Raw genomic sequence first — 14,716 nt, forward strand, 5'->3', positions numbered from 1 at the left:
GGCCAGCGGCGGTAACGGCGGCGACGGTGGGAGCGGCGGCACCGGCAGCACCGACGGCAGCGCGGGCGGCGGCGGGGCCGGTGGCGGTGGTGGCGGCGGCAGCGCGAGCGGTCAGGGTGGCAACGGCGGCATCGGCGGTAACGGTGGCCGGGGCGACGTCGGCGGCGGCGGAGGGGGCGGCGACGGCGGCAACGGCGGATTCGGCAACTCGGGAACCGGTGGGACCGGCGGCGACGGCGGCGACGGCGGTAAGGGAATCAACGGCGGCAGCCTGCTGGGCGGCGGTGGCGGCGGCGAGGGCGGGGTCGGCGGCACCGGCAACGACGGCGGCGTCGGCGGCGACGGCGGGAACGGCGGCAACGGCGGCGACGGCGGCAAGGACGCACCGCAGGGCACTGGCATCGGTGGCGCCGGCGGCAACGGCGGCAGCGGCACCGGCACGGGCAACACCGGCGGGAACGGCACCAACGGCGGCAACGGCGGCACCGACGGCACACCGGGCACCCCCGGCCTACCCGGCGCGAACAACCCCTAGCCGTCTCCGGGCAGGTCGGCGGCGCAGCGGAACCCGATGTGCGTCGTCGCACTGTCCTGCGACTGCGGGGACCGGGCGGCCGGCCGGTAACGGTGGCAGTACTCCGGTGCGCACAGGTGCGAACCGCCCTTGAGGGCCTGCAGGACCGTCGGGTCCGGCGGTCCGATCGGACTGCAGCACGGCCTGACCGGCTCGTCCAGCCGGTGGTGGCCGGTGAACCGCGTCGTCGTCCACTCCCAGACGTTGCCGATCATGTCGACCAGTCCGAAGACGTTCGGCGGGAACGTGCCCACCGGGGAGGTGCCGGCGAAGCCCAGCGCGCCGTCGTTGCGGTGCGGGAATCGGCCCTGCCAGGTGTTGGCCATCAGGCGCCCGTCGGGCCGCTCGTCGTCGCCCCAGGCGTAGGTCGTCCGCGCTCCCCCGCCGGCGGCGTACTCCCATTCGGCTTCGGTCGGCAGTCGGCGCCCGGCCCAGTCCGCATACGCGGCGGCGTCGGGGTAGGCGACCTGCACCACCGGATGATCGGGCAGGTCCGTGACGTCACTGTCCGGCCCGTGCGGGTGCCGCCAGCAGGCGCCCGGCACCCAGGTCCACCACTGCCGCCAGTCGGCCAGGTCCACCGGACCCGCGGTGGGGGTGAAAACCAGGGCGCCCGGGTCGGCGTCCCCGATGCCGACCGGCCGCTCGGCGACCGTCAGATACCCGGTGGCGGCGACGAATTCGGCGAACTGCGCATTGGTGACCGGATGTCGTTCGACCGCGAAGCCGGCCACGGTCACGGTGTGCGCCGGCGCCTCCTCGGGGTAGAACGCCGTCGACCCCATCCGGTACACACCGCCGGGCAGCGCCACCAGTTCGGTGCGCATCAGTCTCGCGAGAACGCTGCTGCCAGCGCGGCTTTCACATCCAGGTACGGTTCACCGCTGACGTCCACGGTGACGTCGACGATGCTGCCGCCGGTGAACCCGAACGGCGCCCGGTACGCCGCCGACACCGCCTGCCCGGTGTTGCGCCCGACGCTGACTCCGCCACCGGCCAGCGCGAACGCGCCGGGCTGGGTGATCATCTCCGGTAACTCCGCGACCACGGCGTCGTCGATGTACAGTGCCGCCGCCCCGATCGGGGTGTGACTGTTCGGGACGGTTCCGTTGCGCTGGTAGCGCAGCCCGAACACGTGCTGTCCCAACGGGATCGGCGCCGCCGACGACAGCCACTGCTCGCGCTCGCCGAGGAAGTTGTAGACGTAGTGCAGCCGGCCGCCCTGAATGAACAGGGCGTGGCCGCCGTGCCGGGCGCCCTGTTTGAACAGCACTCCCTCGGCATCGGGGTCGTCCACCAGCACTCGGGCCAGCACGGTGAAGGAGCGGCCGCGCAGTTCCACGCAGGCGCCCAACGGCACCTCGGCGGTGTGCGGGTAGTAGGTGTAGCTGTTGCGGCTCCCGGCGACCTGCGGGCGGTGCCGGCTCATCATCTCGACGATGTTCAGGTCGGCCAGCGGAAGGCCCTGGTATTTCTCGGCTTCGGCGAACCACAGCGCCTGCAGTTCGGCGAGTTTCTCGGGGTGTTCATCGGCCAGGTCACGGCACTGGCTGCGATCGGATTCGATCCGGTACAACTCCCAGGTGTCGGCGTCGAAACGGCCCCAGCCCGATGGGGCCGCGGCGTGCACCGTGTTGGCGAACCACCCGTCGTGCCAGATCCCGCGGGTGCCGAGCATGGTGTAGAACTGCGTCCGCTTGCCGGTGTCGGCGCCCGGATCGCGCAGGGCCGCTGTGAAACTCACCCCTTCCAGCGGGCGCTGCGGGATGCCGCGCACGGTGTCGGGCGGCGTCATCCCCAGCAGGTCGTAGACGGTCGGCGTCACATCGCAGACGTTGATGTAACTGTCGCGCACTTCGCCGCGTGCGGCGATCCCGTTGGGCCAGCTGATGATCGCCGGGTCGGCGATGCCGCCCTCATGGGAGGCGTACCGCTTGTACAGCTTGTAGGGGGTGTTGAACGCCATCGCCCACCCGACCGGGTAGTGGTTGTAGGTCTCTGGTGACCCGAGCTGGTCGAAGAGTTTCATCGCCTCGGCGACGGTGTCGAGGTAGCCGTTGAAGAACTTGTTCTCGTTGGGTGAGCCGTTCGGCCCGCCCTCTCCGCTGGCGCCGTTGTCGGAGATCACCACGACGATGGTGTTGTCGAGCTGACCGGTCTCCTCCAGATAATCCAGGATCCGGCCGATCTGCGCGTCGGTGTAGCTCTGAAAACCCGCGAACACCTCGGCCATCCGGGCGAAGAGCCGTTTCTCGTCGGCGTCCAGGCTGTCCCACGGCCGGACCGTGTCCAGCGCCGGCCACGGCAGGCCGTCGGCGCTGGTGGTGTCCGCGTACGGGTTGACCGGCGAGAGTTCGGTGTCGGCCGGCACCAGGCCCAGGTTCTTCTGGTTGGCCAGCACCACGTCCCGGTAGGCCTCGTAGCCCATGTCGAATCGCCCGGCGTAGCGGTCCGCCCACTCGGCGAACACATGGTGCGGGGCGTGGCCGGCGCCCGGGCAGACGTAGCCGAACCACGGCTTGTCGGGCGCGATCGTCTTCGCGTCGCGGATGAATTCGATTGTCCGGTCGGCGATGTCCTTCGACAGGTGGTAGCCGTCCTCCGGTGCGGCGGGCGGCGCCACCGGGTGGTTGTCGTACACCAGGTCGGGATACCACTGGTTGGTCTCACCGCCGAGGAACCCGTAGAACCGCTCAAAGCCCCGCGACGTCGGCCAGTGCCGGCGGGAGCCGGCCATGTTCGCCTCCTCCAGCGGGGTGAGGTGCCATTTGCCGACGCAGAAGGTGTTCCAGCCGGCTTCGGCGAGTACCTCGCTGAGCAGCGCCGTTTCGAACGGGATGCGCCCGCTGCAGTTGGGGAACCCGTCGGTGAACTCCTCGATGGTCGCCATCCCGACGCTGGTGGCGTTGCGCCCGGTCAGCAGCGCCGCCCGGGTCGGAGAGCACAGTGCTGTGGTGTGGAACTGCGACAGCCGCACCCCGCGTTCGGCGATCCGGCTCATGGCCGGCATCTCGACCAGCCCGCCGAAGCAGTCCCAGGTGGCGATCCCGGTGTCGTCCCACACCAGGTAGAGCACGTTGGGTGCGCCGGCCGGCGCCGCCGGTGGGGCGAATGGGCCCCAGTCCGGTTCGGAGTCCCGGATGTCGAGTTCGATCCTGCCCTGGAAACCGTCCGTATCCGTCATCGCAAACCCCGTCACCGCCAGTCCGTTGTCGGCCCCCGATCCGGTGCGAGACTACCCGGCTCGGGCGGTGGCGCCACCGTTTTTCAGACCGCGGTCCGCGCGTCCCCGCCGCCGAATCCGGCGCCCGACAGTTCGTCGAGGAACGCGGCGGCCGCCGGTGACGGCGCGCGCTCCCCCGGGGTGACGACGGTCGTCTCCCGCAGGATCGCCGGCTCGGTCATCAGCCCGACGACATGCTCCGATCCGGCCACCAGAGCCTGCGGCAGAAAGGCGACGCCCAGGCCGGCCGCGACCAGGTGGACGAGGTCGTCGGGGGTGTTGCACTCGGCGCAGATCATCCGCTGGAAGCCGAGTTCCGCGCAGATGCCGTCGATGTAGCCGCGGGTGCGGAAATCCGCTCGGCGTTCGACGAATTCCCGCTCCCGCAGGTCGCCCAGGGCGACCCGGCGCTGCTCGGCGAGCGGATCGTCGGACCGCACCGCCAACACCAGCAGTTCGGTCCCGAGGGACAGTTCCCGTACGCGGCCGGCGTCGTAGGGCCGGCTAACGAACGCCAGGTCGAGACCGCCGTCAGCCGTCTGCTGCACCAGCGCATCGATCGTGTCGCGCCGCAGGGTGATCTCGATATCCGGGAAGCGCCGGTGGTAGCGGGCCAGCAGTATCGCCACGTCGACGGCCGCCGAGCCCTGGGCGACGCCGATCGCCAGGCGCCCAGACAGCAGGCCCCGGACGGCGTCGACCGCCGTGCGGGCGTGATCCGCAGCGGCCAGCGCGCTCTGCGCTTCGGGCAGCAGTGCCTGCCCGGCCGTCGTGAGGCCGACCCGGCGATTGTTGCGCACCAGCAGTGCGGCGCCGAGTTCCTGCTCCAGGCTGCTGATCGAGGCCGACAGGGTGGACTGCACCACATGGACTTTCGCGGCGGCACGGGTGAAGTGCAACTCCTCCGCCACCGCGACGAAATGCCTGAGTTGGCGTAGTTCCATTGCGACAGTGTGCCGTCCGATCGGGATCGGTCAAATCGAAAGACCGATTGCGCCAACGGCATTCCTTTAACGAAGCTGTGTGCAGATTCGGTGCGACGTTACGTTTCACCGAAATGCGGTCAGCGCAATGACTTACATCCGTCATAAAACGTGCGTGGATCGGCGAAAACGATTGCCTGGATTGAGATTAACTGTTGAAATATCCCGCCGTCGGGGTGGTGACGGGTACGCCGAACCGTTAGCGTCGGACGAGGCCGACGGAAACCCAATAGGTTTCCGAGAAGCCGTACACATGGTGTCGCCCAATGGAATTAGAGCCGCGCTCAATGCCGAGTCGATGCGGTCGGGCGTAGCGAACAACGGAAGGAACAACACTGAAATGAATCATCGGAGCATATTGTCGGCCGGCGGGGTCACCGCTGGTCTACTGACGGCCGCATTCCTGCCCGCGGCAGCCGCTGTCGCAGACCCGGGTATCGGCGCTGCGGGCGACACCGGCGCCACCGCACTACCGGTAGGCCTGACCGCCGGCACGGGCACCCCCGCCCCGTTGGGGGACACCGGTGCGCTCCCGGCGGGACCGACCGCGACCGGGGCCGACCCGCTCGGCGACACGGGCAGCCTGACACCGGCGGCGGTCTCACCGACGGCGGTCACGCCGGACAGCACCCCGGACGCGACGTCCACCGGCACTGACGGTTTCACCCTCGGCCAGGACACCTTCAACCCGGTGCAGGCCGACGGGACGCCGGGATTCACCCCGCTGAGTCCACTGTTCAGCGCCCCGCCGTTCTTCCAGGCCGGCGACGGCGACCAGACCTTCGACCTCACCGGCGGATCCGGTGGCACCGACCTCGGCAGCGTGACCACCAGTGAGGACGTCACGAACCTGTTCGGTGGCATCCACAACACCGAGTTCACCATCACCGGCGTGAACCCGGCCGCGGGCGAGACCGCGTCGGACCTCCCGGCGATGGGATCGGTGTACGACGTCGCCAACTTCGGCAACGGCTACGAGAACGTCTACACCGACATCCCTGGTGCGGACGGCTCCGCCAACAGCATCACGGACACGCTGGTGACGCCGTTCGGCGACGTCAACATCCCGACCAGTTTCGACGCGGCCGCGCTCCTCGACCCGGGTGCCGCGTTCAGCGGTGTGGATCTGTCCTCGCTGGGTACGGGCGCCGCCGACGGTGCCGTCAACGCGGTGACCAGCGCGACCACCGGCGCAACCGATGCCGCCACCGGCGCCACTGACGCAGTGACCGGCGCAACCGACGCCGCGACTGGCGCCGCCGACGCGGCCAGCACCATCGATCCGCTGAGTTTCCTCGGTCTGTGACCCGACCGGCCGGCGGCTGAACGGGCGTCCCGGGCCCGCCCCCCTGCGGGCCCGGGGCGCCGCACCGGCCACCGCTACCCCAACGCATGAGGAGACGCTCCACCCATGAAGGCGCAGCACACATTCGGACTGAAGCTGTCGTGGCTGCGCGTCACCGTCATCTTCCTGATCGACATCGCGATCCTGGCCCTGGCCAAGCACTGGCCCGACGCCCTCGGATCGGCGGACCGGGCGCGGTGGCCCGGCGTCGGGCTGGCGGTCGTGATCACGGCCGCTGCCCTGATCACCCACCGGCGGGTCCCGTTGACGGCAGCGGTCGTCGCGCGCGCGGCCGACCGCTTCGCCAGCCCCGCGGCGGCGCTGACCGCGGGCCGCACGGCGGCGTCGGATCATCAGCGGCGCTACAGTCGCGAAGTCGTCGGGATACGCCAACACCACGGCCACCTGGTCACCGTGATCGGCATCGAGACGCCGGTGTCGACCGGCAGACACAGCGGCGCCCCGACGCAGGCGGCCGTGCTGCCGGTCGAGCTGGTCGCCGTCGGCATCCGGCAGTTCGACGTCCGCCTGGACGGCATCGACATCGTCTCGGTGCAGACCGCTGACGACCCGGACGGGGAGCCCGGCGCGTCCGGCTCTCACCGCCGGACTTGGCTGATCCTGCGCCTGGACCCGCTGCGCAACGCCGGGGCTATCGCGGCCCGGGAGTCGGTGGCCGCCACCCTGACAGCGGCCACCGAACGCCTGGCGCACAGCCTCAACGAGCGGCGCATCGACGCTCGGATCCTGTCCGCCGACGAGTTCGCCGACGTCGACGCGGCGCTGCTGGCCGGCCTTCAGCCCGGCCGGATCCGGCGGCGGCGCCGTCGCCTCAAGCAGAAGGAACACAAGGGTCCCCGGCAGTACGCGGCCACGTTCTGGGTCTCGCCGCGGGACATCACCTCGGCCAACCTGGAACGGCTGTGGCTGCGGGAGACCGACGCCACCGTCGTCACCGTCCGCCTCGCGGCACACCGCAACCGCACCACGATCTCGGTGCTGGTGCGTTTCCACCGTGCCAGCCGCCTCCGCAGGAAGGCCTACGCCGGACTCAACCGGCTCAACGGGCGGCAGCTGACCGCCCTGCGCACCAGCATGCCCGCCCCGGGGCACCGGACGCTGGCCCTGCCGACCCGCACGGTCGACGGCGACGAGACCCTGCAGGTCCCGCTGGCCGCGCCCGCTCCACCGGCGCCGGCGCGGGTGAAGATGCCCGCCTAGCCCCCACGGAACCCCCGCGACCGTGCACAACCCACCGCCCTCACTTGGGCAGATGCCGGTGAACTCTGCACGGTCGCGGCGAGATACGGCAAGCACGCGAAAGCCCCCACACGCTAGGCGTGCGGGGGCTTCAGCGTCAGAGCGAACCCGGAGAGGCTACTTGGCCTTCTCGAGAATCTCCACCAGGCGCCAGCGCTTGGTCGCCGACAGCGGCCGGGTCTCCATCAGCGAGACGCGGTCGCCGATACCGGCGGTGTTGTTCTCGTCGTGCGCCTTGACCTTCTTGGTGGTCCGGATGATCTTGCCGTACAGCGGGTGCTTCACGCGGTCCTCCAGCTCGACCACGATCGTCTTCTGCATCTTGTCGCTGACGACGTAGCCGATCTGGGTCTTACGCCGACCGCGCGGCTTCGGGGTCGCCGGCGTGTGCTTCGGCCCCTTCTCGGTCGCTTGGGTCTCTGCCATTACGATGCCTCACCTTCCGAACCTTCGGGCCCGGACGCCAGGCCCAGTTCCCGCTCCCGCAGCACCGTGTAGATGCGCGCGATCTGGTGGCGCACCGTACGGAGCCGGCGGTTGTTGCTGAGCTGCCCGGTCGCCATCTGGAAACGCAGGTTGAACAGCTCTTCTTTGGACTCGCGCAGCCGCTCGACGAGCTCGTCGGCGGTCAACTCCCGCAGTTCACCCGCGGCAACTCCCACTGCCATCAGAACTGCTCCTCTCGCGTCACGATGCGCGCCTTGATCGGCAACTTGTGGATCGCGCGGGTCAGTGCCGCGCGAGCGATCGCCTCGTTCGGGTAGCTCAGCTCGAACAGCACGCGACCCGGCTTGACGTTGGCGACCCACCACTCCGGCGAACCCTTACCGGAACCCATGCGGGTCTCGGCGGGTTTCTTGGTCAGCGGGCGGTCCGGGAAGATGTTGATCCACACCTTGCCGCCACGCTTGATGTGCCGGTTGATGGCGATACGAGCGGACTCGATCTGCCGGTTGGTGACGTAGGCGTGCTCCAGTGCCTGGATGCCGTAGTCACCGAAGGTCACCGCGGTGCCGCCACTGGCGATGCCGCGCTGCTTCGGGTGATGCTGCTTGCGGTGCTTGACCTTGCGGGGAATCAACATGATTAGCTCTCCGTGCTCTGCTGCTCCGCCGCAGCGGTGGCCTCAACGGCCGGCTCTGCAGCGGTGGTCTCGGTGCTCTCAGCGGCCCGGCCTGCGTCGGTGCTGGTCGCGGTAGTGCCCGAGGCCCCACTGCGACGCGGGCGGGTGCCGGCCGGGCGCTCCCGGCGCGGGCGGTCGGCGCCGGCCGGGGCCGCCGCCGTCAGCTCACGCTTGCCGCCGACGACGTCGCCCTTGTAGATCCAGACCTTCACACCGATCCGGCCGAAGGTGGTCTTGGCCTCGTACAGCCCGTAGTCGATGTCCGCACGCAGCGTGTGCAGCGGAACCCGACCCTCGCGGTAGAACTCCGACCGGCTCATCTCGGCGCCGCCGAGACGGCCCGAGCACTGCACCCGGATGCCCTTCACGTTGGGCTGACGCATCGCGGACTGGATCGCCTTGCGCATCGCGCGGCGGAACGCCACACGGTTGCTCAGCTGCTCGGCCACACCCTGCGCCACCAGCTGCGCCTGCGCCTCGGGGTTCTTCACCTCGAGGATGTTCAGCTGCACCTGCTTGCCGGTGAGCTTCTCCAGGTCGGCGCGGATGCGGTCGGCCTCGGTGCCGCGACGACCGATCACGATGCCCGGCCGGGCGGTGTGGATGTCCACCCGCACCCGGTCACGGGTCCGCTCGATGGTGACGTCGGCGATGCCGGCCCGCTCCAGGCCGGTGGAGAGCAGCCGCCGGATGGCGACGTCTTCCTTGACGTAGTCGGCGTACTGCTTGTCGGCGTACCAGTGCGACTTCCAGTCGGTGGTGATGCCCAGGCGGAAGCCGTGCGGGTTGATCTTCTGGCCCATTACTCCGAGCCCTCCTTCGCGTCGGAAGCCTCAGGTGTCGTCTTCGCTGCCGCCTTCTTGGCGGGCGCCTTCTTGGCCGTCTTGGCCTCCGTGGCGTCCGGTGCCGTCTTCACGGCAGCGGCCTTGCTGGCCTGGGCACGACGTGCCCGCGAGGCTCCCGCGGATTGACCGCCGGCCTTCACCGGACGGCTCTCCACGACGACGGTGATGTGGCTGGTGCGCCGACGGATCCGGTAGGCGCGGCCCTGGGCGCGCGGCTTGATCCGCTTGGCGGTCGGGCCCTCGTCGGCGAAGACGGTGGCGACGACCAGGGTCGCCGGGTCCAGGCCGTCGTTGTTCTCCGCGTTGGCCGCGGCACTGGCGATCACCTTGGCGACCGGCAGGCTGGCCTGCTGCGGCGCCCAGCGCAGGATGTCGAGTGCCTCGGACACCGACTTCCCGCGCACCAGGTCGATGACCCGGCGCGCCTTGGACGCCGACACCCGCACGAAGCGGGCCTTGGCGGTCGCGGACGGAAACTCAGTCACTGTGGTGCTCATCGGCGCTTGCTCTTCCGGTCGTCCTTGATGTGACCCTTGAAGGTCCGCGTCGGGGCGAACTCGCCGAGCTTGTGCCCGACCATCGCCTCGGTGACGAACACCGGGACATGCTTGCGGCCGTCGTGCACGGCGAACGTGTGCCCGATGAAGTCGGGGATGATCGTCGACCGACGGGACCAGGTCTTGATGACCTGCTTGGTGTTCTTCTCGTTCTGGGCGTCGACCTTCTTGAGCACATGGTCGTCGACGAACGGCCCCTTCTTGAGGCTGCGTGGCATCGCTGTCTCCTAGCGCTTCTTGCCGGTGCGCCGGCGTCGGACGATGAGCTTGTCGCTGGGCTTGTTCGGCCGGCGGGTGCGGCCCTCGGGCTTGCCCCACGGGCTGACCGGGTGGCGACCACCCGAGGTCTTGCCCTCACCACCACCGTGCGGGTGGTCCACCGGGTTCATGACCACACCACGGACGGTCGGGCGCTTGCCCTTCCACCGCATACGGCCGGCTTTACCCCAGTTGATGTTGGCCTGCTCGGCGTTGCCGACCTCGCCGACGGTGGCGCGGCAGCGCACGTCGACGCGGCGGATCTCACCGGAGGGCATGCGCAGCGAGGCGTAGGCGCCTTCCTTGCCCAGCAGCTGGATGCTGGAACCGGCGGAGCGGGCCAGCTTGGCACCGCCGCCGGGGCGCAGCTCCACCGCGTGCACCAGCGTGCCGGCGGGGATGTTGCGCAGCGGCAGGCTGTTGCCGGGCTTGATGTCGGCGTTCGGGCCGGACTCCACCACGGCACCCTGCACCAGGCCCTGCGGGGCGATGATGTAGCGCTTCTCGCCGTCAAGATAATGAAGCAGTGCAATCCTGGCGGTGCGGTTCGGGTCGTACTCGATGTGCGCGACCTTGGCGTCGACGCCGTCCTTGTCGTGGCGACGGAAGTCGATCACCCGGTAGGCGCGCTTGTGGCCGCCACCCTTGTGCCGGGTGGTGATCCGGCCGTGCGCGTTGCGGCCGCCGCGACCGTGCAGCGGGCGGACCAGCGACTTCTCCGGGTGCGAGCGGGTCAGCTCAGCGAAGTCCGAGACGCTGGCACCGCGACGACCCGGTGTCGTCGGCTTGTACTTGCGGATTCCCATGTCAGTTAGGTCTCTCTCTCACTCCGGTCAGGCCGGCGCGGCGAACAGGTCGATCGGCTTGCTGCCGGGAGCCAGGGTCACGATGGCGCGCTTGGTGTCCTTGCGCTTGCCGAAGCCGGCCCGGCTGCGCTTGCGCTTGCCCGGACGGTTCGCGGTGTTCACCGAGCTGACCTTGACCGCGAAGATCTTCTCGATCGCGATCTTGATCTGCGTCTTGTTCGAGTCCGGGTGGACGATGAACGTGTAGGTGTTCTCCTCGATCAGTCCGTAGGACTTCTCCGAGATCACCGGGGCGAGGATGATGTCGCGGGGATCGGTGATGGTCGCCATCAGGCCGAAACCTCCTCGGTCTTAGCGGTGTGTGCCGCGATGTAGGCGTTGAGCGCCTCCACGCTGAAGATCACGTCGTCGGCGTGCAGCACGTCGTAGGTGTTGAGCTGGTCCGGCGACAGGATGTGCACACCCGGCAGGTTGCGCACGCTCTTGCTGCCGGTCTCATCGGTACGGCCGATGACGATCAGAACCTTCTTGCCCTCGGTGAGGGTGCCCAGGAACGCCTTGGCGCTCTTGGTCGACGGGGTCTGACCGCTGACCAGCTCGGTGACGGCGTGGATGCGGCCGTTGCGGGCCCGGTCCGACAGTGCCCCGCGCAGGGCGGCGGCGATCATCTTCTTCGGGGTCCGCTGGCTGTAGTCACGCGGCTTGGGGCCGTGCACCACACCACCGCCGGTGAACTGCGGCGCCCGGGTCGAACCCTGACGCGCCCGGCCGGTGCCCTTCTGGCGGTAGGGCTTGCGGCCACCGCCGCTGACGTCACCGCGGGTCTTGGTCGAGTGCGTGCCCTGCCGCTTGGCGGCCAGCTGCGCGGTGACCACCTGGTGCATCAGCGCCAGGTTGGCGGGGGCGTCGAACAGCTCGGCCGGCAGCTCAACCGAGCCGCTGGTCTTGCCGTCCGGGGTCTTGACGTCGATCTTGATGGCCATTACTTCTCACCCTTTTTGATCGCGCTGCGGACGAGGACCAGGCCGCCGTTGCGGCCCGGGATCGCGCCCTTGATCAACAGCACACCGTTCTCGGCGTCGACCTTGTGCACCACCAGGTTCTGGGTGGTGACGCGGTCGCTACCCATCCGGCCGGACATCCGGGTGCCCTTGAACACCCGGCCCGGGGTGGAGCAGCCACCGATCGAGCCCGGCCGGCGGTGCACCGCCTGGGCGCCGTGCCCGGCGCCCTGGCCGCGGAAGCCGTGCCGCTTCATGGTGCCGGCGAAGCCCTTGCCCTTGCTGGTGCCGGTGACGTCGACGTACGCGCCGTCGGCGAAGATCTCGGCGGTCAGCTCCTGGCCCACCTCGTAGGCCGCGGCAGCGGCCTCGTCGTCGAGGCGCAGTTCGGCAAGGTGCCGGCGCGGGTTGACCCCGGCGGCGGCGTACTGGCCGGTCACCGGCTTGTTGACCTTGCGCGGGCTGATCTCGCCGTAGGCGAGCTGCACGGCCGAGTAGCCGTCGCGCTCAGTGGTTCGGATGCGGGTCACCACGTTGGGTCCGGCCTTGACGACGGTCACCGGGACCACCCGGTTGTTCTCGTCGAACACCTGTGTCATGCCGAGCTTGGTGCCCAAAATACCTTTACGTGCCATGGTTTTTGAGGCTCCCCTACTGGATGTTGACGTCGACGCTGGCCGGCAGATCGATGCGCATCAGGGCGTCAACGGTCTTCGGCGTCGGGTCGAGGATGTCGATCAGGCGCTTGTGGGTGCGCATCTCGAAATGCTCCCGCGAGTCCTTGTACTTATGCGGCGACCGAATAACGCAGTACACGTTCTTCTCGGTCGGCAGCGGCACCGGGCCCACCACGCTGGCTCCGGTGCGGGTGACGGTCTCGACGATCTTGCGCGCCGAGGCGTCGATTGCCTCATGGTCGTAGGCCTTGAGCCTGATGCGGATCTTTTGTCCCGCCACGCTTCTACTACCTCACTCGTACATGGGCCCGTCTCCGGACCCGTCCTACCTGGTACTCGACCCGTTCGGGCCGGGCGTCCAGGTGCTGCCGCCGCTGTTTACCTGTCCTGGTCCACCGGTCCCCGCGGTCGGGCGTGTCGCCCGTACGCGGCCTCGTTCACGGCGATAATTCTCCGTGCTGCGAAGGTTGACCGGACGCGCCCAGGTGGGCGCTGGTCGTATGCCCGGCCAGATGTGAATCCGGCGCAGGCGAACCTGAACAGTATGCCCCACATCCGGTCAGCGGCCAAATCCGTGGTCAACGGCCCGCCTGCACCGCCCGCGGACCCGAAGTAGGGTGATCCGAATGGTGAACCGTACCCCGACCTACCAGGCCTGGAAGCGCCTCGCCGGCGTGCCCGGCGGCACCCGGATCTTCTCCGCGGCGGCGATGCTGCGGGTGCCCTACTTCGCGTCGGTGCTGCCGCACGTGGTGCGGATGGAACCGGGCCTGGCCGAGGTGACGGTGCCGAAGTGGTTCTACGTCTATAACCACCTGCACACGGTGCACGCCATCGCCTCGTGCAACGCCGCCGAGGTGGCGATGGGCATGCTGATGGAGGCCACCGTCCCGACCAGTCACCGTTGGATCCCCAAGGCGATGACGGTGCAGTACCTGGGCAAGGCGACGACGTCGCTGCGGGCCACCGCCCGGCTCGACGCGCCGGACTTCGACGCGATCACGGAAGGCACTGACATCGTGGTGCCGGTCAGCATCACCGATCGGGACGGCACCGAGGTCGTGCACGCCGACATCACCACCTGGGTCACGCCGGCCTAGCTGCCCCGGCCAAGCCGGCACTACCCGGCAAGCCGGTCGAGGTCTAGGGCGTCGTAGTCCAGGGCGTCGTAGCTGCGTTGGAGGTCGTCGAGGGCGGCGTCGTAATCGGGTTCGCCGGGTAGTGGGTCGTCGGGCCAGGTGCCATCAGGCCAGGTGTTATCGGGCCACGGGTCGTCTCCCCAGGGTGGCGGCCGCTGCAGGTCAGACGGCGGTCCGGGGTCGGGAACTTCGGTGGCCTTCTGACGGTGGTGGGCGATGACGGCTTCGATGAAGTGGAACGGGTTGATCCGTGGCTGGCCGCGCTCAAGATGCGGTGGGGGGATCCATTCGACACGGCCGGACTCACCCAGGCGGGTGGTCCAGCCCTGCACGGTTGCGGTGTTGTTGTCCGGTGGGCAGGCCAGGGCGAGGCCGTCGATGTCGGTACGTCCACCGGCAGCCCAGTCTTTCTCGCTGTGGTGGGCCTGGGACAGATACCCCGACACCGGACACCCCGGCCGGGTACAGCCCCGATCCCGTGCGTGCAGCACGATCCGCTGATCAGCCGTCGCGATCCGCTTGGATCGGCCCAGCCACAGCGCCCGACCCTGTCCGTCAAAAATCGTCAGGTAGTGATAGGCATGGGCGGCCATCCGCAGCAGATCACCCATCGGCAACAGACTGCCCCCGGCAGTGTGCGCCTTGCCGATGGTCCGCGCATCAACCGGTGCTGTGTCGGGGTGGGTGGCGGCCTGCAGTTCGGCCAGGGTGGTGGTGACGATGACGGTGACCGGTAACCCGTTGAGTTGTCCTAATTCCCCACTGGCGAGCAGTGCCCGCATCCCGGCGAGCAGGGCGTCGTGGTTGCGTTGGGGCATAGTGCGGTCATCATCGGTGATCTGCTGCTGACTGGGGGTACCCGAGACGCAGGGGTGTTCGTCGGCGGAGTTGGCCATGCCGGGGGCGGCGAGTTTGGCCAGCACCG

At 69.3% G+C, this 14,716-nt stretch carries 19 protein-coding genes; 4 read left to right on the forward strand and 15 right to left on the reverse strand.

Translation table 11 applies throughout. From position 1 onward, the window contains the following. Nucleotides 1–535, forward strand: a 535-nt coding sequence (locus KIH27_RS21030; protein WP_214094914.1) for a hypothetical protein, incomplete at its 5' end; no start/stop codon positions are given. Here the strand turns inward: KIH27_RS21030 and KIH27_RS21035 are convergent. The 3 genes from KIH27_RS21035 to KIH27_RS21045 all read right to left on the reverse strand — a co-directional run bounded on the left by KIH27_RS21035 (nucleotide 532) and on the right by KIH27_RS21045 (nucleotide 4,741). Continuing rightward, entirely contained in the window at nucleotides 532–1,401 is an 870-nt protein-coding gene (locus KIH27_RS21035; protein ID WP_214094915.1) for a formylglycine-generating enzyme family protein, read from the reverse strand. The genes KIH27_RS21030 and KIH27_RS21035 overlap by 4 nt on opposite strands. Then, on the reverse strand, nucleotides 1,401–3,758 hold the full coding sequence (locus KIH27_RS21040; RefSeq protein ID WP_214094916.1) for an arylsulfatase: 2,358 nt from the start codon (nucleotides 3,756–3,758) through the stop codon (nucleotides 1,401–1,403). Before KIH27_RS21040 ends, KIH27_RS21035 begins: the two co-directional genes overlap by 1 nt. A gap of 83 nt (nucleotides 3,759–3,841) precedes the next feature. Further along, nucleotides 3,842–4,741, reverse strand: a complete 900-nt coding sequence (locus KIH27_RS21045) for a LysR family transcriptional regulator (protein WP_214094917.1) — start codon at nucleotides 4,739–4,741, stop codon at nucleotides 3,842–3,844. A 379-nt stretch (nucleotides 4,742–5,120) separates the two neighbouring features. Between KIH27_RS21045 and KIH27_RS21050 the strand changes: the two genes are divergently transcribed. Together KIH27_RS21050 and eccE are read left to right on the forward strand one after the other, a co-directional pair. After that, complete coding sequence (locus KIH27_RS21050) at nucleotides 5,121–6,086, forward strand: hypothetical protein (protein ID WP_214094918.1); 966 nt, start codon at nucleotides 5,121–5,123, stop codon at nucleotides 6,084–6,086. Nucleotides 6,087–6,191: 105 nt separating this feature from the next. After that, nucleotides 6,192–7,346 carry a type VII secretion protein EccE gene (gene eccE, locus KIH27_RS21055; protein ID WP_214094919.1) on the forward strand — a complete coding sequence of 385 codons (1,155 nt, stop codon included), beginning with the start codon at nucleotides 6,192–6,194 and terminating at the stop codon, nucleotides 7,344–7,346. A 156-nt stretch (nucleotides 7,347–7,502) separates the two neighbouring features. Here the strand turns inward: eccE and rpsQ are convergent, their stop codons facing one another. The 11 genes from rpsQ to rpsJ are packed head-to-tail and all read right to left on the reverse strand — an operon-like array spanning nucleotide 7,503 to nucleotide 12,932. Beyond that, nucleotides 7,503–7,811, reverse strand: coding sequence for a 30S ribosomal protein S17 (gene rpsQ, locus KIH27_RS21060; RefSeq protein ID WP_214094920.1), 309 nt, complete (start codon nucleotides 7,809–7,811; stop codon nucleotides 7,503–7,505). Then, complete coding sequence (gene rpmC / locus KIH27_RS21065; protein ID WP_214094921.1) at nucleotides 7,811–8,053, reverse strand: 50S ribosomal protein L29; 243 nt, start codon at nucleotides 8,051–8,053, stop codon at nucleotides 7,811–7,813. Before rpmC ends, rpsQ begins: the two co-directional genes overlap by 1 nt. After that, the gene (rplP, locus tag KIH27_RS21070; RefSeq protein ID WP_019737223.1) at nucleotides 8,053–8,469 is read right to left on the reverse strand and encodes a 50S ribosomal protein L16; all 417 of its coding nucleotides are present in this window, start codon (nucleotides 8,467–8,469) and stop codon (nucleotides 8,053–8,055) included. Before rplP ends, rpmC begins: the two co-directional genes overlap by 1 nt. A 2-nt stretch (nucleotides 8,470–8,471) precedes the next feature. After that, nucleotides 8,472–9,311, reverse strand: coding sequence for a 30S ribosomal protein S3 (gene rpsC, locus KIH27_RS21075; protein WP_214094922.1), 840 nt, complete (start codon nucleotides 9,309–9,311; stop codon nucleotides 8,472–8,474). After that, a complete protein-coding gene (rplV, locus tag KIH27_RS21080; protein WP_214094923.1) occupies nucleotides 9,311–9,850 on the reverse strand; it encodes a 50S ribosomal protein L22 in 540 nt (179 codons plus the stop codon). The genes rpsC and rplV overlap by 1 nt, the downstream gene beginning before the upstream one ends. Next, nucleotides 9,847–10,128 (reverse strand): 30S ribosomal protein S19, encoded by a 282-nt coding sequence (gene rpsS / locus KIH27_RS21085; RefSeq protein WP_214094924.1) that lies wholly within the window; start codon nucleotides 10,126–10,128, stop codon nucleotides 9,847–9,849. The genes rplV and rpsS overlap by 4 nt, the downstream gene beginning before the upstream one ends. Before the next feature lie 9 nt (nucleotides 10,129–10,137). Further along, nucleotides 10,138–10,974, reverse strand: coding sequence for a 50S ribosomal protein L2 (rplB, locus tag KIH27_RS21090; RefSeq protein WP_214094925.1), 837 nt, complete (start codon nucleotides 10,972–10,974; stop codon nucleotides 10,138–10,140). Between the two features lie 27 nt (nucleotides 10,975–11,001). Then, nucleotides 11,002–11,304, reverse strand: coding sequence for a 50S ribosomal protein L23 (gene rplW, locus KIH27_RS21095; RefSeq protein WP_214094926.1), 303 nt, complete (start codon nucleotides 11,302–11,304; stop codon nucleotides 11,002–11,004). Next, nucleotides 11,304–11,957: a 50S ribosomal protein L4 gene (gene rplD / locus KIH27_RS21100; RefSeq protein WP_214094927.1), complete on the reverse strand. Its 654-nt coding sequence runs from the start codon at nucleotides 11,955–11,957 to the stop codon at nucleotides 11,304–11,306. The genes rplW and rplD overlap by 1 nt, the downstream gene beginning before the upstream one ends. After that, a complete protein-coding gene (gene rplC, locus KIH27_RS21105) occupies nucleotides 11,957–12,610 on the reverse strand; it encodes a 50S ribosomal protein L3 (protein ID WP_214094928.1) in 654 nt (217 codons plus the stop codon). The genes rplD and rplC overlap by 1 nt, the downstream gene beginning before the upstream one ends. A 16-nt stretch (nucleotides 12,611–12,626) precedes the next feature. After that, on the reverse strand, nucleotides 12,627–12,932 hold the full coding sequence (gene rpsJ / locus KIH27_RS21110) for a 30S ribosomal protein S10 (protein WP_003883485.1): 306 nt from the start codon (nucleotides 12,930–12,932) through the stop codon (nucleotides 12,627–12,629). 349 nt (nucleotides 12,933–13,281) lie between these two features. Between rpsJ and KIH27_RS21115 the strand changes: the two genes are divergently transcribed. Next, nucleotides 13,282–13,752: a hotdog fold domain-containing protein gene (locus tag KIH27_RS21115; RefSeq protein WP_214094930.1), complete on the forward strand. Its 471-nt coding sequence runs from the start codon at nucleotides 13,282–13,284 to the stop codon at nucleotides 13,750–13,752. A 20-nt stretch (nucleotides 13,753–13,772) separates the two neighbouring features. Here the strand turns inward: KIH27_RS21115 and KIH27_RS21120 are convergent. Beyond that, the coding region (locus KIH27_RS21120; protein ID WP_214094929.1) for an HNH endonuclease signature motif containing protein at nucleotides 13,773–14,716 on the reverse strand (944 nt) is incomplete at its 5' end.

Origin of the sequence: Mycolicibacter acidiphilus, from assembly GCF_018455725.1 — a bacterium.
Taxonomy (GTDB): domain Bacteria; phylum Actinomycetota; class Actinomycetes; order Mycobacteriales; family Mycobacteriaceae; genus Mycobacterium; species Mycobacterium acidiphilum.

Coding starts and splice junctions, on each gene's coding strand:
- rpsS (WP_214094924.1), bottom strand. CDS start 10,128: ATGCCACGCAGCCTCAAGAAGGGGCCGTTCGTCGACGACCATGTGCTC.
- KIH27_RS21035 (WP_214094915.1), bottom strand. CDS start 1,401: ATGCGCACCGAACTGGTGGCGCTGCCCGGCGGTGTGTACCGGATGGGG.
- rplP (WP_019737223.1), bottom strand. CDS start 8,469: ATGTTGATTCCCCGCAAGGTCAAGCACCGCAAGCAGCATCACCCGAAG.
- rplV (WP_214094923.1), bottom strand. CDS start 9,850: ATGAGCACCACAGTGACTGAGTTTCCGTCCGCGACCGCCAAGGCCCGC.
- rplW (WP_214094926.1), bottom strand. CDS start 11,304: ATGGCGACCATCACCGATCCCCGCGACATCATCCTCGCCCCGGTGATC.
- rplB (WP_214094925.1), bottom strand. CDS start 10,974: ATGGGAATCCGCAAGTACAAGCCGACGACACCGGGTCGTCGCGGTGCC.
- KIH27_RS21045 (WP_214094917.1), bottom strand. CDS start 4,741: ATGGAACTACGCCAACTCAGGCATTTCGTCGCGGTGGCGGAGGAGTTG.
- eccE (WP_214094919.1), top strand. CDS start 6,192: ATGAAGGCGCAGCACACATTCGGACTGAAGCTGTCGTGGCTGCGCGTC.
- rplC (WP_214094928.1), bottom strand. CDS start 12,610: ATGGCACGTAAAGGTATTTTGGGCACCAAGCTCGGCATGACACAGGTG.
- rplD (WP_214094927.1), bottom strand. CDS start 11,957: ATGGCCATCAAGATCGACGTCAAGACCCCGGACGGCAAGACCAGCGGC.
- rpmC (WP_214094921.1), bottom strand. CDS start 8,053: ATGGCAGTGGGAGTTGCCGCGGGTGAACTGCGGGAGTTGACCGCCGAC.
- KIH27_RS21040 (WP_214094916.1), bottom strand. CDS start 3,758: ATGACGGATACGGACGGTTTCCAGGGCAGGATCGAACTCGACATCCGG.
- rpsC (WP_214094922.1), bottom strand. CDS start 9,311: ATGGGCCAGAAGATCAACCCGCACGGCTTCCGCCTGGGCATCACCACC.
- KIH27_RS21050 (WP_214094918.1), top strand. CDS start 5,121: ATGAATCATCGGAGCATATTGTCGGCCGGCGGGGTCACCGCTGGTCTA.
- rpsQ (WP_214094920.1), bottom strand. CDS start 7,811: ATGGCAGAGACCCAAGCGACCGAGAAGGGGCCGAAGCACACGCCGGCG.